This is a genomic window from Stenotrophomonas sp. NLF4-10 (genome assembly GCF_022359915.1).
Classification (GTDB): Bacteria; Pseudomonadota; Gammaproteobacteria; order Xanthomonadales; family Xanthomonadaceae; genus Stenotrophomonas; species Stenotrophomonas daejeonensis.
On sequence record NZ_JAKSEE010000003.1, the window covers coordinates 1,158,945 to 1,175,591 of the forward strand.

The 16,647-nt window shown below is 70.0% G+C and carries 15 protein-coding genes; 8 read left to right on the forward strand and 7 right to left on the reverse strand.

Annotation, left to right across the window (positions count from 1 at the left end; all coding sequences use genetic code 11):
- Positions 1-83: 83 nt before the first annotated feature.
- From MIC98_RS05530 to MIC98_RS05540, 3 genes are read left to right on the forward strand one after another with little or no spacing between them, the layout of a single operon-like run.
- Positions 84-1,235 carry an SPFH domain-containing protein gene (locus MIC98_RS05530; RefSeq protein WP_057640134.1) on the forward strand — a complete coding sequence of 384 codons (1,152 nt, stop codon included), beginning with the start codon at positions 84-86 and terminating at the stop codon, positions 1,233-1,235.
- Between the two features lie 21 nt (positions 1,236-1,256).
- Positions 1,257-2,603, forward strand: coding sequence for a TFIIB-type zinc ribbon-containing protein (locus tag MIC98_RS05535; RefSeq protein ID WP_239736370.1), 1,347 nt, complete (start codon positions 1,257-1,259; stop codon positions 2,601-2,603).
- Positions 2,600-2,848 (forward strand): hypothetical protein, encoded by a 249-nt coding sequence (locus MIC98_RS05540; protein WP_057640136.1) that lies wholly within the window; start codon positions 2,600-2,602, stop codon positions 2,846-2,848. The genes MIC98_RS05535 and MIC98_RS05540 overlap by 4 nt, the downstream gene beginning before the upstream one ends.
- A 75-nt stretch (positions 2,849-2,923) precedes the next feature.
- Here MIC98_RS05540 and MIC98_RS05545 read toward each other — a convergent pair whose 3' ends face one another.
- The 7 genes from MIC98_RS05545 to rph all read right to left on the reverse strand — a co-directional run bounded on the left by MIC98_RS05545 (position 2,924) and on the right by rph (position 11,459).
- Positions 2,924-4,621 carry a tetratricopeptide repeat protein gene (locus tag MIC98_RS05545; protein ID WP_239736371.1) on the reverse strand — a complete coding sequence of 566 codons (1,698 nt, stop codon included), beginning with the start codon at positions 4,619-4,621 and terminating at the stop codon, positions 2,924-2,926.
- Complete coding sequence (gene pepQ, locus MIC98_RS05550) at positions 4,618-5,961, reverse strand: Xaa-Pro dipeptidase (protein ID WP_057640138.1); 1,344 nt, start codon at positions 5,959-5,961, stop codon at positions 4,618-4,620. The genes MIC98_RS05545 and pepQ overlap by 4 nt, the downstream gene beginning before the upstream one ends.
- A gap of 81 nt (positions 5,962-6,042) precedes the next feature.
- Positions 6,043-6,390, reverse strand: coding sequence for a PilZ domain-containing protein (locus MIC98_RS05555; protein ID WP_239736372.1), 348 nt, complete (start codon positions 6,388-6,390; stop codon positions 6,043-6,045).
- Entirely contained in the window at positions 6,387-8,834 is a 2,448-nt protein-coding gene (locus tag MIC98_RS05560; protein ID WP_239736373.1) for a DUF1631 domain-containing protein, read from the reverse strand. The genes MIC98_RS05555 and MIC98_RS05560 overlap by 4 nt, the downstream gene beginning before the upstream one ends.
- Before the next feature lie 71 nt (positions 8,835-8,905).
- Positions 8,906-10,129 (reverse strand): radical SAM family heme chaperone HemW, encoded by a 1,224-nt coding sequence (gene hemW, locus MIC98_RS05565; RefSeq protein ID WP_239736374.1) that lies wholly within the window; start codon positions 10,127-10,129, stop codon positions 8,906-8,908.
- Positions 10,130-10,137: 8 nt separating this feature from the next.
- Complete coding sequence (gene rdgB / locus MIC98_RS05570; protein ID WP_239736375.1) at positions 10,138-10,737, reverse strand: RdgB/HAM1 family non-canonical purine NTP pyrophosphatase; 600 nt, start codon at positions 10,735-10,737, stop codon at positions 10,138-10,140.
- Positions 10,734-11,459, reverse strand: a complete 726-nt coding sequence (gene rph, locus MIC98_RS05575; RefSeq protein WP_239736376.1) for a ribonuclease PH — start codon at positions 11,457-11,459, stop codon at positions 10,734-10,736. The genes rdgB and rph overlap by 4 nt, the downstream gene beginning before the upstream one ends.
- A gap of 172 nt (positions 11,460-11,631) precedes the next feature.
- Between rph and MIC98_RS05580 the strand changes: the two genes are divergently transcribed.
- The 5 genes from MIC98_RS05580 (at position 11,632) to MIC98_RS05600 (ending at position 16,638) form a co-directional block, all read left to right on the forward strand.
- Positions 11,632-12,492 carry a YicC/YloC family endoribonuclease gene (locus tag MIC98_RS05580; RefSeq protein ID WP_239736377.1) on the forward strand — a complete coding sequence of 287 codons (861 nt, stop codon included), beginning with the start codon at positions 11,632-11,634 and terminating at the stop codon, positions 12,490-12,492.
- Between the two features lie 85 nt (positions 12,493-12,577).
- Positions 12,578-13,189, forward strand: a complete 612-nt coding sequence (gene gmk, locus MIC98_RS05585; RefSeq protein WP_057640144.1) for a guanylate kinase — start codon at positions 12,578-12,580, stop codon at positions 13,187-13,189.
- Between the two features lie 177 nt (positions 13,190-13,366).
- On the forward strand, positions 13,367-13,666 hold the full coding sequence (gene rpoZ / locus MIC98_RS05590; protein ID WP_057640145.1) for a DNA-directed RNA polymerase subunit omega: 300 nt from the start codon (positions 13,367-13,369) through the stop codon (positions 13,664-13,666).
- 123 nt (positions 13,667-13,789) lie between these two features.
- Positions 13,790-15,949, forward strand: coding sequence for a bifunctional (p)ppGpp synthetase/guanosine-3',5'-bis(diphosphate) 3'-pyrophosphohydrolase (locus MIC98_RS05595; protein ID WP_239736378.1), 2,160 nt, complete (start codon positions 13,790-13,792; stop codon positions 15,947-15,949).
- A 305-nt stretch (positions 15,950-16,254) separates the two neighbouring features.
- Entirely contained in the window at positions 16,255-16,638 is a 384-nt protein-coding gene (locus MIC98_RS05600) for a RidA family protein (protein WP_057640147.1), read from the forward strand.
- The last annotated feature ends 9 nt before the right edge of the window (positions 16,639-16,647 follow it).

The following is a 16,647-nucleotide window of genomic DNA, read 5'->3' on the forward strand; positions in this document are numbered from 1 at the left end:
GGCGATGTCTCCGCCATCGGTTTTCATGTAGTTTTGCGGACGCGCCGGGCGTGGTGCCCGGCAACGAAACAAGGAGTGGTGTCATGGGGCTTGTTCAGGCAGCAAAGGGTGCGATCAGCGGAGCGCTTGCCGACCAGTGGAAGGACTTCCTCACGGTGCCGGACGGCCTGCCGGCCACGGCGGCGCTGTTCGCCGCGGTGCCGCGCGGCAGCAATGCCGGGCGCGGTGCCAACACGCTCGGCTCGTCGAACATCATCAGCAACGGTTCGCGGATCGTCGTGCCCGAGGGCTACGGCCTGCTGCTGTTCCAGGACGGCGCGGTCACCGGCTTCGCCGCCGAGCCGGGCGCCTACGAATGGCGTTCGGACGACGTCAACTCGGCCTCGATCTTCGCCGGCGACGGCCTCGTTTCGTCGCTGATAAAGCAGAGCTGGGAGCGCTTCAAGTTCGGTGGCCAGCCCGGCGCGCAGCAGGCCGCGTTCTTCGTCTCGCTGAAGGAACTGCCCGACAACCGCTTCGGCACGCAGTCGGAAATCTACTGGGACGACGCCTTCCTCAACACCCAGGTCGGCGCGGTGACGCGCGGCTCGTACACGCTGAAGATCGTCGACCCGATCCTGTTCGTGAAGAACTTCGTGCCGGCGGCCTACCTGCAGCCGGGCAAGGTGTTCGACTTCACCGATCTGGACAACGCCGCGGCCAGCCAGTTGTTCAACGAAGTGGTCGGCTCGCTGGCGCCGGCGTTCAGCCTGTACTCGAACGACCCGGCCAAGGGCAACCGCATCGCCCGCCTGCAGCAGGATTCGGTGGGCTTCGCGCAGAGCCTGTCCGCGGCGGTGGAAAACGCCTACCAGTGGAAGACCGAGCGCGGCCTGGCCATCGTCAAGACCGCCATCGTCTCCATCGAGTACGACGCCAACACCCGCGAACTGCTCAAGACCGTGCAGCGCGCCGATGCGCTGTCCGGCGCGCGCGGCAATTCCAACCTGCAGGCCAGCGTCGCCCAGGGCATCCAGTCGGCCGGCGAGAATGGCGGCGCGGCGGGCCTGATGGGCATCGGCATGGCTTCGGGCATGATGGGCGGCATCGGTGGCCTGCAGCAGCCGGTGGCGCCGGCTGCGCCGGCGGCGGACGACCCGGTCGCGCGGCTGAAGAAGGCCAAGGAGATGCTCGACCTCGGCCTGATCACGCAGGGCGACTACGACGCGCTCAAGGCCAAGGCGCTGGGCCTGTAACCCGCAGGACGCGCCGCGAACATGCCAGATCCCGGAACCACCCCGCCGCCGCTGCCGTCCTCCGCCGCGCCGCCGCCCTTGCCGACGGCCGCGCCGGCCGGACCGGGGTCGCCGCAGGAAGTGCCGCCGCTGCCCGGCAGCTTCCCGCTGGATACCGCGAAGCTGCCGAAGGCGATCCGCGAGGAGATCGAGGCGCCCGATCCGGTCGCCATCGACACCTCCGCCACCGAGTTGAAGGACGGCCTCAACCGCTGCCCGAAATGCGGCGCCACCGAGATCCGCCAGAAGCCCGGCAGCGACGTGCTGGTCTGCCTGTATTGCCGCCACGAATGGCATGGCGAGCGGGTCGAGGAGGCCTTCGGTTTCGGCGAAGGCATCGACCAGCTGACGGGCACGGTGGTCGCCTCCGGCGCGCAGGACATCGCCGCCGACGCCGCCAGCCTGATGACCTTCAAGTGCGGCGGCTGCGGCGCGGAAGTGGCGGTCAACACCGAGAACGCGATGACCGCGCGCTGCCACTGGTGCCGCCACGTGTTCGGCGTCAACGAGCAGATCGCCAATGGCGCCGTGCCCGACGCGGTGCTGCCGTTCCACATCAGGAAGGACGATGCGGTCGCGCGCATCCGCCAGTTCGTGGACAAGCGCCGCATGTTCGCGCTCAAGGCGTTCAAGGAGCAGTTCACGCCGGAGAACGTGGTCGGCGTGTACCTGCCGTACATGATCGTCGATGGCAACGCCAGCGCCGACGTCGCCGGGCAGGGCGAGATCCAGACGCGCAGCTACACCGTGGGCACGGGCGACAAGAAGCGGACCTATTACGACGCCGACGTCTACCGCGTGGAACGGCACGTGGACTTCACCGTCGACGACCTGCCGCTGGAATCCTCCGGCGAGCGCGGCAACCTCGACGTGAACGCCAACACCAACAACATCATCAACACCATCCTGCCGTTCGACACCAAGAACGCGGTGAAGTGGAATGCCTCGTACCTGGTCGGCTTCACGTCGGAAAAGCGCGACCGCGACGTCGAGCACCTGCGCCCGCGCCTGGAGGACCAGTTGCTGTCCATCGCCCGCTCGCAGGTCGAAGGCTCGGTGCGCCGCTACGGCCGCGGCGTGCGCTGGGAACAGGAGCGGCTGGAAGTGCACGGCACCCGCTGGGTGTCGATGTACCTGCCGGTGTGGCTGTATTCCTACCACCAGCCGGGCCGCAACGGCGGCCTGCTGCACTACATCGCGGTGAACGGCCGCACCGGCGAGACGATGGGCAGCGTGCCGGTGCAGCAGTGGAAGCTGCTGCTGGCCGCGCTCACCGCCGGCACCTTCATCGAAGCCCTCGCCATCGCATTCCTGGTAGCCACGACATGAGCGAAGACAGTGGACTCTGGTTGCTGGCCGCAGGCCCGGCCGGCGCGACCGCGCTGTACTGGGCGCTGTACCGGTATTACCGCAACACCGACAAATCGCATGCCTTCGAGCGCGAGACCGACATCGAGGCCAGGCCGGTGACCGGCGCGGATACCAAGGTCGGCGAGGTGAAGGGCACCCAGCGGCGGCGCATCGACGGCGACAACGTGGGCGCGCACCGGCAGCGGGTGAAGCGGGTGCGCTGAGCCGCCCTCGTAGGTGCGGGGCTTGCCCCGCACAGGGCATTGCCGGGAAAGCCACATGCGGGGCAAGCCCCGCATCTACGGGTGCAGGCTTTGCAGCAACACGGCGAAGTCCCTCGCGAAGCCGGCCATGTCGAACAGGCCGCTGTCGCGGCGCGCCGCGGCCAGCCGCTGGCGCAGGCCGTGCAGCGCGGCCGGGTCGTTGCCCAGTGCGATGGCGGTGGCGACGAAGGCCTCGTCGTCGGCCACGTTCATTTCGTCCAGCCCCAGATGGTGGTTGAGGCTGCCGGCCACGCGCGAGGCGAAGGTCGCGCCGGGGGCGGTCAGCACCGGGCAGCCGGCCCACAGCGCATCGGATGCGGTGGTGTGGGCGTTGTAGGGATGGGTGTCGAGGAACAGGTCGGCGTGGCGGTAGCGCGCCAGGTAGTGCGGATGCGGCAGTTTCGGCATGAACACCAGCCGCGCCGGTTCCACGCCTTGCTGGCGGGCGACCTCGCGCAGCCGCTCGTCGGCATGGCCGGGGCCTGCCAACAGCCACAGCACGCTGCCGGGTACGCCATGCAGCACCCGCAGCAGGCGGCCGACGCTGCGCGGGTTGAGCTTGTAGCTGTTGTTGAAGCAGCAGAACACGATGCCACCGCCGTCCTCGCCGCGCTCGGGCAGGCCGCAATCGCCGCGCGCCGGCGGCTCCTCGACGATGCGGGTGTTGTCCGAAGGCTGGAATGCGCGCGGCAGCCGCAGCACGTTTTCGCTGAAGGCCGGTTCCAGTGCCGGCGGCAGCACGAAAGCGTCGGCCAGCACGTGGTCGATCCATGGCGCGCCGGAAGTGCCGGGATAGGCCAGCCAGTTGACCTGCACCGGCGCCGGACGCAGCGCCAGCACTTCGGGCGCACCGCCGCCGCCCCAGCCGCGAAGATCGAACAGGATGTCGATGCCGGCCGCGCGGATGTGCCCGGCGATGGCGGCGTGGGGCTGCCCGGCCACGTCGTGCAGCGTGTGCGCGGCGGCCTGCAGGCGCCGGCGGATGGCGCTGCCGTCGCCGCGGTTCAGGGCGAACAGGTGCACCTGCAGTGCCGGCTGCATGCGCAGCTGCTCGAACAGCGCCACCGTCAGCAGGCCGGTGGGGTGCGCACCGAAACCGTTGGACAGGAAGCCGACGCGCAGCGGGCCGGACAGGCGCACCGGTGCCGGCGGCAGTGGCCGCAACGAGCCGGCGACCGCCTGCGCGCGCTGGCGGGCGCAGGCCAGTTGCTCGGCGGCGCCAGCGTCCTCGCTGAGGAAGGCGAACGGTTCCACCGCGGGGTTGCCCTGGGCGACGGCATCGCGCACCTGCCGCGACAGCGCGTCCAGTCCGCGCCAGTCGCACAGCCGCCGCTGCCAGTTCAGGCGTTGCGCGGCGATGTAGGCCTCGTCCGGCAGCAACGCGTGGGCGCGGCGGTAGGCATCGGCGGCGGCTTCCGGTTGCCCGGCGTCTTCCAGCGCATGGCCCAGCCACAGCGCGATGCCCGGATGCTGCGGTGCCTGCATGGAGGCGTGCTGCAACAGGCTGGCGGCCTCGTCGTGGCGGCCCTGCATCCAGCGGGCGCGCCCGAGCCGTGCCAGCGCCTCGGGGTGGTCGGCGCGCAGCTGCAACGCGCGTTGCGCGGCCGTTTCGCCGGCGGCCACGTCGCCGGCGCCCAGCTCGGCATCGGCCAGCATCACCCAGGCGATGAAATCGGCCGGTTGCCGTTGCACCGCCTGGCGCAGTTGCCGGCGTTCGTCGGGCGCTGCGCTCACGCCTGCGCCGCGAACACCGGGCGGGTGAGGTTGTCGGCGTCGCCGCCGGTGCACAGCACCTCGTCCTCGATGCGGATGCCGCCGTAGGGGCGGAAGAAGTCCACGCGCTCCCAGTTGACGCTGGCGGCGTTGCCGGCCTTCTTCACCTCGTCCAGCAGCATGTCGATGAAGTACACGCCCGGCTCGACGGTCACCACCATGCCCGGTTCCAGCACGCGGGTCATGCGCAGGTAGGGATGGCCGGCCGGGCGCTCGATGCGGCCGCCGCGGTCGCTGGCGGCGAAGCCGGCCACGTCGTGCACCTGCGCGCCGATCAGGTGGCCGATGCCGTGCGGGAAGAACGCCGCGCTGACGCCGCTGGCCAGCGCCGCTTCCGGCGATACGGTGATGACGCCGAAGTCCCTCAGGATGCCCATCAGCGCGAGGTGTGCATCGACGTGCAGCTGCTTGTAGTCGAAGCCGGCGCGCACCGCCGCGCACATCTTCTGCTGCGCGGCATCGACCGCGTCGATCAGCGCCTGGAACTCGTCGTGGCCGGCCGCGGCGTAGGTGCGGGTGATGTCGCTGGCGTAGCCGTGGGCCGAGGCGCCGGCATCGATCAGGAAGCTGCGCAGCGGCTGCGGCGTGCGCTGGCCAAGATCGGTGTAGTGCAGCACCGCGGCGTGTTCGTTGAGGGCGATGATGTTGCCGTAGGGCAGCTCGTTGGCGTCCTGCCCGACCGCGCTGCAATAGGCCATGTGGATGGCGAACTCGCTGGCGCCGGCGCGGAACGCGGCCTCGGCGGCGCGGTGGCCGCGTACCGCGTGCGCCTGCGCCTGGCGCATCAGCGCGATCTCGTAGGGCGTCTTGAACGCGCGGTGGTAGTCGAGGTAATCGAGTACCGGCTGCGGGTTGTTGGGCACGAATTGCCTGTCGGAAGCCGCACCCAGCGCGCTCTGCGGCTCGCCGAGGATGGCGCAGCGCGCCGGGTCCTTCGGCAGCAGCGCCAGCGCCTGTTCCGGGGTGCGGATGACGTGGATGTCGAAATGCTCCACCCACCAGCCGCCGGGTGCGGCCGGCACCACGTGCCAGTAGTCGTGCGGCTGGTGGTAGACCAGCTGCGGGCGCTTGCCCGGCGTGTACACCAGCCAGCTGTCGGGCAGGCGGGTCAGCGGCAGCCAGCTCTTGAACTGCGGGTTGACCGCGTACGGGTAGTCGCGGTCGTCGAACACCTGGTAGTGCAGGCGGCCGCTGGGGACGACGAGGTGGTCGAAGCCGCCACGGGCCAGGGCTTCGTCCGCGCGGCGGGCGAGCACGCCCAGATGGTCGGGATACAGGGCGCCGGGATCTTGCGGGTTCATCGTGGGGCTCGCTCGGGTGAAGGAAGGCGAAGCCACGATTTTGCCGCAATCAGGCAGCGGCCGCTGTGCCGTTTCCGGCACTCAGGCCGCTGGGAGCTGGGCTTCTATCCATTGCCGCAGCTGCTCGCGCTGGCTCTTCTCCAGGGCGATGAAGCGGAAGCCGGCCCACGCATGGCCGGGTGCGCGCGTGGCTTCGTGCCACAGCAGGTGGGCGCCGACGTCGATCGACAGCTCGCCGCCGCGGTCGTCGGTGATGGGGAAGCGCAACTGGTAGAGCGCGTCCTCCACCAGCGGTTCGGAGGCGATCAGCAACATGCCGGTTTCGGAAATGTTGCCGAGCCGGCCGATGCCGGTGCCGGTCATCTGGTCGGTGACCGGCACCAGTGCGGGGACCTGCAGGCGCTGGGCGCGCCGGGTTTCGGTAATCATGCGGCCGGCTCCGGGGTGGCGCCACGGGTGAGCGAGCGCAGGGCGCGCAGGGTGGCCTGCCAGGCACGGTCGATCAAGCGTGCGCGGTCTTCGGTGACGATGCGCAGCTGGCCGTGCGCCATCAGCCGCGCCAGCGCGTCCAGGGTGTGCTCGGCCACCTTCTGCCCGCGTGCGTTGACGAACAGGGCGTGGTCGGTGATCAGGCTGTACCAGGACAGGCGCAGGCGGCGGCTGTCGCCCTGCTGGTTGGTGACGAATTCGAACCAGGTGCCGAACGGCAGCATGCGCAGTTGCCGGTAGCGGGCTTCCTCGTCCGCGGTGCGCGCGGCGACGGGCCGCTCCCTGTCCTCGCCGGCGCCGCCCTTGCTGCCGCCGGCGCCGAGCCGGGCACGCGCCTTGAGCTTGCTGGCCAGCTCGGTCTTGGAGGTGATGGCGTCCTCGCCGCCGGGCGCGGACAGGCGCCGGGCGATCGCGCTGGCCTCGTCCTGGTGGTAGCCGACCTGCAGCAGCGATTCCTCGATCTGCTCGCCCAGCGCGGCGTCGGCCTCGCCGGCCGGGTTGGCGGTGATCTCGCCGATGCGCCGGGTGGCCTGCTGCTGTTGTTGCCACTCCTCGGAATCCTCGCCGCGGCGCAGCAGGGTCAGGGTCAGCACGTCGCTCCAGGCTTCCTGCAGCAGGGTCTGCACGAACTTGGGCGGTTCCGCGCTCTGGCACAGCTGGCCGATGGTGCGGCCGGCCAGTTGCTTGGCCGCTTCCAGCCGTTCCTTGCCGCGCGCGGCCTCGATCTGGCGGCGCTCGGCCAGCTCGGCCTTGCGCGCGGCCGAGTGCAGGTGGGTCTGCACCTTCTGGTTGGCCTCGGCGAAGACCGCCTCGTCGCCCTGGTAGTCGTTGACGACCTGCTCGACCACCTCGTCCAGTTTCTGCAGCAGTACCGGGTCGTCGTCATCCTCGCCGAGCCAGACGGCGCCGGCTTCGGCCACGGTGTTGAGCAGCTCGCGCGCCGGGTGCTGTTCGCGGACGAAGAAGGCCTCGTCGCCGAGCGCGGCGCGCGCCAGCGGCACCTGCAGGCGGGTGAGCAGGTCCGCCGCCGGGCCGGTGCTGCGGACTTCGTGCTGGATCTGCGTGTAGAGCAGGCCGAGCAGGTCCAGGGTGTTGCCGTCGCGCGGCGACAGCACCGCGCCCTCGCCGTGTTCGGCGCGGACCTGCGACAGCAGCGCGGCGTGGATGTCGCCGAAGCTGCGCCGGGTACCGGGTACCGGGGCCTGCGATTGCAGGCGCCCGAGCACGCTCGCCACCGCCTCGCTGGGCACGGGATGGGTGGGGGCCGCGGGAGCCGCCGGCGCAGCGGGGGATGCCGTGCCGGTGGCACGCGGGCCGGCCGTGGGCACGCCGCCGGCCGCCGCGGCCTGGCTGGCGAGGTTGCCCAGTGCCGCCATCATCTCGCCGAGGTCGCCGGCGGTGGCGCCACCGGTCGCGGCGCCGCCGGCCTGCAGGTTCCGGGCCAGCAGTTGCCGCGCGCTGTTGAGCAGTTCGTGCACGGCGGCCATGCCGGTGTCGGCAACCGGCCCGGTTGCGCCTGCCGGCGGGGCATCGCCACCGGGGACGACGTCCGCGGCCAGCGCGGCGGCCGACCACGACATGGCCGGCGCCTGGCCCTGCCACTGGGTCAGCGGCCGCTGCGTCGCCGCCGGTGCGTCGCCACCGGGCGCGGTGCCGACGCCGCCGCGGCGCGGTGCGGAGGGGCGCGGCAGGTAGGGGATGTAGACCAGCCCCGGCAGCACGCCCTCGCGTGCCAGCAGGATGTTCAGCCGGTCCAGCAGCTCGACCAGCAGGTCCAGCACCTGCCGCTCGAACACGTGGTACAGCTGCAACTGCGCGAAGGTGTCCAGCTCCAGCCGTTCGCCGCATTCGCGCAGGATCCGGCACAGCCCATAGGGCCCCACCGGCAGCCGTTCGACATCGAACGCCGGTTGCGCGGCCAGCACGCCGAAGCGCTGGCCGAGCAGTTGCAGGTGCGATTGCGCGCGCAGGCTTTCGCGCCGCGCCATCTCGTGCAGGACGATGTCACGGTCGATGTCGGTGTCGTTCACCAGCGTCATCGTCCGCGCCGGGGTGGGCACCCGGGCGGCGGCAACCGGCTCGCGCAGGCCGGCGATCGCCGTGGCCAGCGCATCGAGGAACCAGGCGGGGAACTGCGTGGCATGCACGCCCAGCTGCCGGATCTGGGCGTAGATATCGGACTGGATCTGGCTGTTGCGCGCCTTCTCGGCCTGGCTGAACAGCTCGCGCTCGAGCTGGACGGTGGTCAGCTGCAGGTGCGGGGCCAGCACCTGCGCGGCGACGCCGTGGATGGCTTCGAGCAGCTGGCGCACGCGGGGCGGGACCGGCGCGGCGGCGATGCAGGCCAGCGCCTGGTTGGACGAAGTTGCTGCAGTGCCTGACATCCGTTGTACGTCCGCGTCCCCTGATGGGGCGATTTCTATCATTTCGGGGAAGGTGGTGCCAGTTGCGCGGGTCAGGGCAGGAACAGCTCGACCACGTCGTTGGTGAAGCGCCGCCCCAGCTCGGTGGGCGTGACGCGCCCGCCCTCGGCCAGCAGCCAGCCACGCTCGACGGCGGTGGCCAGCGCCGGTTGCAGCACGCCGCGCGCCAGCCCGGTGCGCGATTCGAAGTCGCGCAGGCCGAAGCCCTCGTGCAGGCGCAGCAGGTTGAGCATGTATTCGAACGGCAGGCGCGCGGCGTCGATCACGTCGTCGCCACCGATGCTGGCCGGGGTGCCGGCAGTGTCCATGAAGGTCTGCGGGTGCTTGTGCTTCCAGCGCCGCAGCACGTGTTGCTCGGCCCCGGAGCTGATCTTGCCGTGCGCGCCGGCGCCGATGCCGAGGTAGTCGCCGAAGCGCCAGTAGTTCAGGTTGTGCGCGCATTGCCAGCCGTCGCGGGCGTAGGCGCTGACCTCGTACTGGCCGTAGCCGGCCGCGGCGAGCAGGGCCTGGCAGTGTTCCTGGATGTCCCAGGCGCCGTCCTCGTCGGGGATGCCCTGCGGTGGCCGCGCGAAGAACACCGTGTTCGGCTCCAGCGTCAGCTGGTAGTGCGAGATGTGCGTGGGGGCCAGCGCGAAGGCGCGTTCGAGGTCGTGCTCGGCCTGCGCCAGCGTCTGCTGCGGCAGCGCGTACATCAGGTCGATGTTGAAGTTGTCGTAGCCGGCATCCTGCGCCAGCTTCACCGCGCGCTCGGCCTCGGCGCTGTCGTGGATGCGGCCCAGCCGTTGCAGCGCGGCGTCGTCGAAGGTCTGGATGCCGAAGCTGATGCGGTTCACGCCGGCGGCGCGGTAGCGGTCGAAGCGGCCATGCTCGGTGGTGCCGGGGTTGGTCTCCAGCGTCACTTCCAGGTTTGGTGCGAAGCGCAGCCGCGCGCTGGCCTGTTGCAGGAAGCGGTCGATGGCTTCGGGCGGGAACAGGCTGGGGGTGCCGCCGCCGAAGAACACGCTGTTCACCACCCGGCCCCAGACCAGCGGCAGGTCCTGGTCGAGGTCGCGGATCAGCGCGTCGACATAGGCATCGAACGGCAGCGCGCCCTTGGCCGCATGCGAGTTGAAGTCGCAGTACGGGCACTTGCGCACGCACCACGGCAGGTGCACGTACAGCGCCAGCGGCGGCGGCACCAGTTGCAGCGGTGGGGCGTGGTCCGTCGGGCCGGGACAACCGCAGGCGTCGCCGTGGGCGTGGGAATGCGCGGTCATGGTCGGGTTCAGCGCACCCGTTGGCCGGAAAGCTTCTGCAACAGCAGCTGCAGCGCCTTGGCGCGGTGGCTGCGGCCGTTCTTCTGTTCCGGCGTCATCTCCGCGGCGGTCAGGCCCAGTTCCTCGTCCAGGAACACCGGGTTGTAGCCGAAGCCGTGGTGGCCGCGCGGGGTGTCGATGATGCGGCCTTCCCAACTGCCTTCGCAGATCAGCGGCTGCGGATCGTTGGCGTGGCGCAGCAGCACGATCACCGCGTGGAAGCGGGCACTGCGGCGTTCGGCCGGCACCTCGCGCAGCGCGTCGAGCAGCTTGGCGTTGTTGGCCGCATCGTCGGTGGGGCTGCCGGCATAGCGCGCGCTGTACAGGCCGGGCGCGCCGTCGAGCGCATCGACGATCAGGCCGGAGTCGTCGGCCAGCGCCGGCAGGCCGGTGGCCTCGCAGGCGTGGCGCGCCTTGATCAGCGCGTTCTCGACGAAGGTCAGCCCGGTTTCCGCCACGTCGCCCACGCCCAGCTCGCGCTGCGGCACGATCTGCAGCGGCAGGCCGGCCAGCATTGCCTGCAGTTCCTTCAACTTGCCGGCGTTGCCGCTGGCCAGCACCAGCTTCATGCCGACAGCGCCTGCTGCTGGGCGGCGAACAGCTCGCCGATGCCCTTTTCGGCCAGCGCCAGCAGCGCGTCGAGCTCGTCGCGGCGGAAGGCGTGGCCCTCGGCGGTGCCCTGCAGCTCGATGAAGCCGCCGCCGTCGTTCATCACCACGTTCATGTCGGTGTCGCAGTCGCTGTCCTCGGCGTAGTCCAGGTCCAGCACCGGCACGCCCTTGTAGACGCCGACCGATACCGCCGCGACCGCACCGAAGATCGGGTTGCGCTTGATCTCGCCGCGCTTGAGCAGCAGGTTCACGGCGTCCACCAGCGCCACGTAGGCGCCGGTGATCGCGGCGGTGCGGGTGCCGCCATCGGCCTGCAACACGTCGCAGTCGAGGGTGATGGTGCGCTCGCCCAGCGCGTTGCGGTCGATGCAGGCGCGCAGGGTGCGGCCGATCAGGCGCTGGATCTCCAGCGTGCGCCCGCCCTGCTTGCCGCGCGCGGCCTCGCGGTCGCTGCGGGTATGGGTGGAGCGCGGCAGCATGCCGTATTCGGCGGTCACCCAGCCTTCGCCCTTGCCGCGCAGGAACGCCGGCGCCCGGTTCTCGATGCTGGCGGTGCACAGCACGCGGGTGTGGCCGAAGCTCACCAGCACCGAGCCTTCGGCATGGCGGGTGAAGGCGCGTTCGAGGGTGACGCTGCGCAGCTGGTCGGCCTGGCGGCCGCTGGGGCGGGAAAAGGTCATGGAAAGTCCGGATTGCTGGGGGTCCCTTCTCCCCTCGGGAGAAGGTGCCCCGAAGGGGCGGATGAGGGTACGGGCGAAGCCACGCGGCAATGAGCCGCACGCTGCGCCGGTGCCGATCTGGAAGGGGCGCTAGGGTACCATTTGCCCTCTTTGCCACGCACCGGAAACCCGCATGATCCGAAGCATGACCGCCTATGCCGGCGGCGAACGCACCACGCCCTGGGGCACCCTCGGCTGCGAGCTGCGCTCGGTCAACCACCGTTTCCTCGAAGTAGGGGTGCGCCTGCCGGAGGAACTGCGCGCGCTGGAGCCGCAACTGCGCGAACGCGTGGCCGGGCGCATCAGCCGCGGCAAGCTGGACCTGGTCATGCGCCTGCGTGCGCCGGAAGCGGCGTCTTCGCTGGCGGTCGACGAAGCGCTGGTCGAGCAGTTGGGCGACCTCGCGCGGCGGCTGCATTCGCGCTTCCCCGACATGCGCATCAATTTCACCGACCTGCTGCAGTACCCGGGCGTGCTGCGCGGCGAGGCGGCCGACACGGCGGCCCTGCACGCTGAGGCGCTGGTGCTGCTGGACGAGGTGATCCACGGTTTCGTCGCCGCGCGCGAGCGCGAGGGCGACACGCTGGCCGCGGCGATCGCCGAGCGGGTGGATGCGGTCGAGCGCATCGCCGCCGAGGTGCGCACGCTGATCCCGGCCATCCGCGAGGGCCAGCGCGCCAAGCTGGCCGCGCGCCTGGCCGACCTGCCGCACCCGGTCGATCCCGGCCGCGCCGAGCAGGAACTGGTGATGTGGCTGCAGAAGCTCGACGTGGACGAGGAGCTGGACCGGCTCGGTAGCCATATCGGCGAGATCCGCCGCGTATTGCGCCAGCGCGAGCCGGTCGGCCGCCGGCTGGATTTCCTGCTGCAGGAGTTCAACCGCGAGGCCAACACCATTGGTTCCAAGTCGGTGGACAGCCGCACCTCCAACGCCGCGGTCGAGCTGAAGGTGCTGATCGACCAGATCCGCGAGCAGGTGCAGAACCTGGAATGACCGCGCCCGTCCGCGGCATTTGCAGTGGCGCCCGCGGCTGGTTATCGTGCGCCGCCCGACTTTCATCGACCCGGAGAACCGAGCGATGCGTGGCACCCTCTACATCGTCGCGGCCCCCTCCGGCGCCGGCAAGAGCAGCATCGTCAACGCCACGCTGGCGCGCGACCCGCAGGTCGCGCTGTCGATTTCCTTCACCTCGCGGGCGATGCGCCCGGGCGAGGTGAACGGCAAGCACTACCACTTCGTCAGCGCCGCGGCGTTCGAGGAGATGATCGCCGCCGGCGATTTCTTCGAGCATGCGTTGGTGCATGGCGACTGGAAGGGCACCGCGCGGCAGTCGGTGGAGCCGCAGCTGGCCGCCGGCAAGGACGTGTTGCTGGAAATCGACTGGCAGGGCGCGCGCCAGGTACGGGCCAAGGTGCCCGACGCGGTCAGCGTGTTCATCCTGCCGCCGTCCAAGCAGGCGCTGGACGAGCGCATGCGCAAGCGCGGCCAGGACAGCGAGGCGGTGATGGCCCAGCGCCTGGCCGCCGCGCGCGAGGAAATGCTGCATTACGACGAATTCGATTTCGTCATCGTCAACGAGGTGTTCGACACCGCGGTCGATGAAATGTGCGCCATCTTCACCGCCAGCCGCCTGCGCCGGGCGCAGCAGCAGTTGCGCCACGATGGCCTGATCCGCTCGTTGCTGGCCTGAGCCCTTTCGGACCCAGGTGCCAGCGGCAGTGGCGGCAGGTCCGGCAAAATTGCGCAAGTTGCTGATTTGAAAGTGATGTTGCCTGCGCGACCTTGCGTGCCCCGGCGGCATGCCGTATCCTCCCCCGCCTTTCCCCACCCCAATGCATGACGGCCACCGCCGTCGGGAGTCCGTTCAATGGCCCGTATCACGGTCGAAGATTGTCTGGAAGTGGTCAACAACCGCTTCGAACTGGTCATCATGGCCTCCAAGCGTGCGCGCCAGTTGGCCAATGGCGTGCAGGCCACCCTCGACAACAGCGAGACCGACGACAAGCCGACCGTGCTGGCGCTGCGCGAGATCGCCGCCCGCAGGATCGACAACGAGCTGATCGAGGAAGTCGAGAAGGCCGAGCGCGAGCGCATCGAGCGCGAGGCGCTGGAGTGGGCCGCGGCCGAAGTGGTCGCCGACGAGGACATGTCGAAGAACGACGACTGATCCACGCGGTCATCGGCTTCGCAGCGAACAGCCCGCCCCGTGCGGGCTGTTTGCATTTGCGGGCGGTGGCGGCCAATGCGCGGGCAATTGCCGTGTTCTCCGCGCTGGCATAGTCTTCCGGGCATGAACCCAGGCCCCTCTGCCCAGGTCGCCGTGCCCGCGGGTGGCATGGTGCCGGAATACGTACTCCAACTCGAACGCGCAGCCAGCTACCTGCCCGCCGAGCAGCTGCCGATGCTGCGCCGTGCCTGGGAAGTGGGGGCATCGGCGCACGCCGGGCAGACCCGCAAGTCCGGCGAGCCCTACATCACCCATCCGGTCGCGGTGGCCGGCATCCTCGCCGAGCTCGGGCTGGACGTGGAGGCGCTGGTCGCGGCGATCCTGCATGACACCATCGAGGACACCCCGCTCACCCGCGAGGAACTGGCCGGGGAATTCGGCGAGACCGTGGCCGAGCTGGTCGATGGCGTCACCAAGCTGGACAAGCTCAAGTTCCGCGACCGCCAGGAAGCGGCGGCCGAGAGCTTCCGCAAGATGCTGCTGGCGATGTCGCGCGACCTGCGGGTGATCATGATCAAGCTCGCCGACCGCCTGCACAACATGCGCACGCTGGGCGCGCAGAGCGCCGAGGCGCGGCGCCGCATCGCGCTGGAAACGCTGGACATCTACGCGCCCATCGCCCAGCGCCTGGGCATGAGCCTGATCAAGTCCGAGCTGCAGAACCTCGGCTTCAAGGCGTTGTACCCGTGGCGCCACGCCATCCTCGAAAAGCACATCCGCAGCCAGCCGGTGGTGCGCCGCGAGGCGATGGCGCAGGTGGAGGTGCAGCTGTCGCAGCGGCTGGCGCGCGAGGGGCTGGAACACCGCCTGGTCAGCCGCATCAAGACCCCCTGGAGCATCTACACCAAGATGCACGAGGAGAACAAAACCTTCGACCAGGTGATGGACGTGTTCGGCTTCCGCCTGGTGATGCGCTCGGTGCCCAGCTGCTACCACGCGCTGGGCGCGGTGCACGCGGCGTTCAAGCCGCTGGACGGCCGTTTCCGCGACTACATCGCCATCCCCAAGGCCAACGGCTACCAGTCGCTGCACACGGTGCTGTTCGGGCCCTACGGCTCGCCGATCGAGGTGCAGATCCGCACCGAGGAAATGGACCTGATCGCCGAGCGCGGCGTGGCCGCGCACTGGACCTACAAGTTCGGCGGCGAATCGCCGAACAGCGCGCAGAGCCGCGCCCATGCGTGGATCGTCGAGCTGATCGACTCGCAGCGCTCGGCCGGCTCGTCGCTGGAGTTCCTCGACAACGTCAAGGTCGACCTGTTCCCCGACGAGGTCTACCTGTTCACGCCCAAGGGCAAGATCCTCGCCCTGCCGCGCAACTCCACCGCGCTGGACTTCGCCTATGCCGTGCATACCGACGTCGGCAACCGCGCGGTGGCTTCGCGCGTGGACAAGAAGCTGGTGCCGCTGCGCACCCGGCTGGCCAGCGGGCAGACGGTGGAGATCATCACCGCCAAGTCGGCCGCGCCCAAGCCGCAATGGCTGGAGTTCGTGGTCAGCTCCAAGGCGCGCACCGCCATCCGCCACCAGCTCAAGCAGCTCGAGCACGAGGACGCGGTGCAGCTGGGCCATCGCATGCTCGACCGTGCGCTGGAGGCGATGGACAGCTCGATCGAACGCCTGCCCAAGGGCCGGCTGGACGCCTTCCTCGCCGAGCATCGCTACCCGCGGCTGGAGGCCTTCCTGGCCGACGTCGCGCTGGGCAACTGGATGCCCACGCAGGCCGCGCAGGCGCTGATGGCGCATGGCGAGCCGCGCGCCGACGGCGGTACCCGGCGCGTGCAGGAGAAGATCCTCATCAACGGCAGCGAGCGCGGCGTCATCAGCTTCGCCGGTTGCTGCCAGCCGATCCCCGGCGACGAGATCATGGGCTACCACACCGCCGGCAAGGGCATCGTGGTGCACCGCATGGATTGCCCGAACCTGGCCGAACTGCGCAAGTCGCCCGAGCGCTGGGTGCCGATCGGCTGGGACAGCAGCGTGGTCGGCGACTACGACACCGCGCTGATCGTGGAGGTGGAGAACGGCACCGGCGTGCTGGCGCAACTGGCCGCGGCCATCGCCCAGAGCCATTCCAACATCGAGCGGGTGGACTACCTGGACCGCGACTTCAACGCCGCGGTGCTGTGCTTCAACCTGCAGGTGCGCGACCGCACCCACCTGGCCGAGGTGATGCGCCGGCTGCGAAGGCTGTCGGTGGTGCAGTCGGTGCGCCGGCAATAACCATCGTGGGAGTGGCGCTCGACCGTGGGTCGGGCGGCGGGATGCTCCAATGTGCGCGGAGGGCCAGTGCCGACCGACGGTCGACACCCACCGGTATCCCGGTGGCACGGTTCGATTTCTCCACAACCGGTGTGCAACGCCACACTGACAACTTGTGGATAACCCGCTGCGGCCCTTTCCCGGCGTGCCTCCGCAAGCGCTGGTGAATTTTTGTCCAGCCGCGGCATTCCCCGTCATGTCATGGCAACCGGCGACGCGAAGGCGGGCGGTACAATGTTCCGCCTTCATCCCAACCGGAGCTTTCCATGTCCCGCCAGATCATCAACACCGCCAAGGCACCGGCCGCGATTGGCCCGTATTCGCAGGCCGTGCGTGCCGGCAACACCGTGTATTTCTCCGGCCAGATCCCGCTGGACCCGGCCACCGGCGACATCGTCGCCGGCGACGTCGCGGTGCAGGCGCGCCGCGCCTTCGACAACCTCAAGGCGGTGGCCGAGGAGGCCGGCGGTTCGTTCGACAAGATCGTGCGCCTGGGCCTGTATCTGACCGACCTGGGCGAATTCGCCAAGGTCAACGCGGTGATGCAGGAATATTTCCAGGCGCCGTTCCCGGCCCGCTCCACCATCGAGGTATCGGGCCTGCCCAAGGGCGCGGCGTTCGAGGTCGATGCGGTGATGATCCTCGACTGACCGCCACGC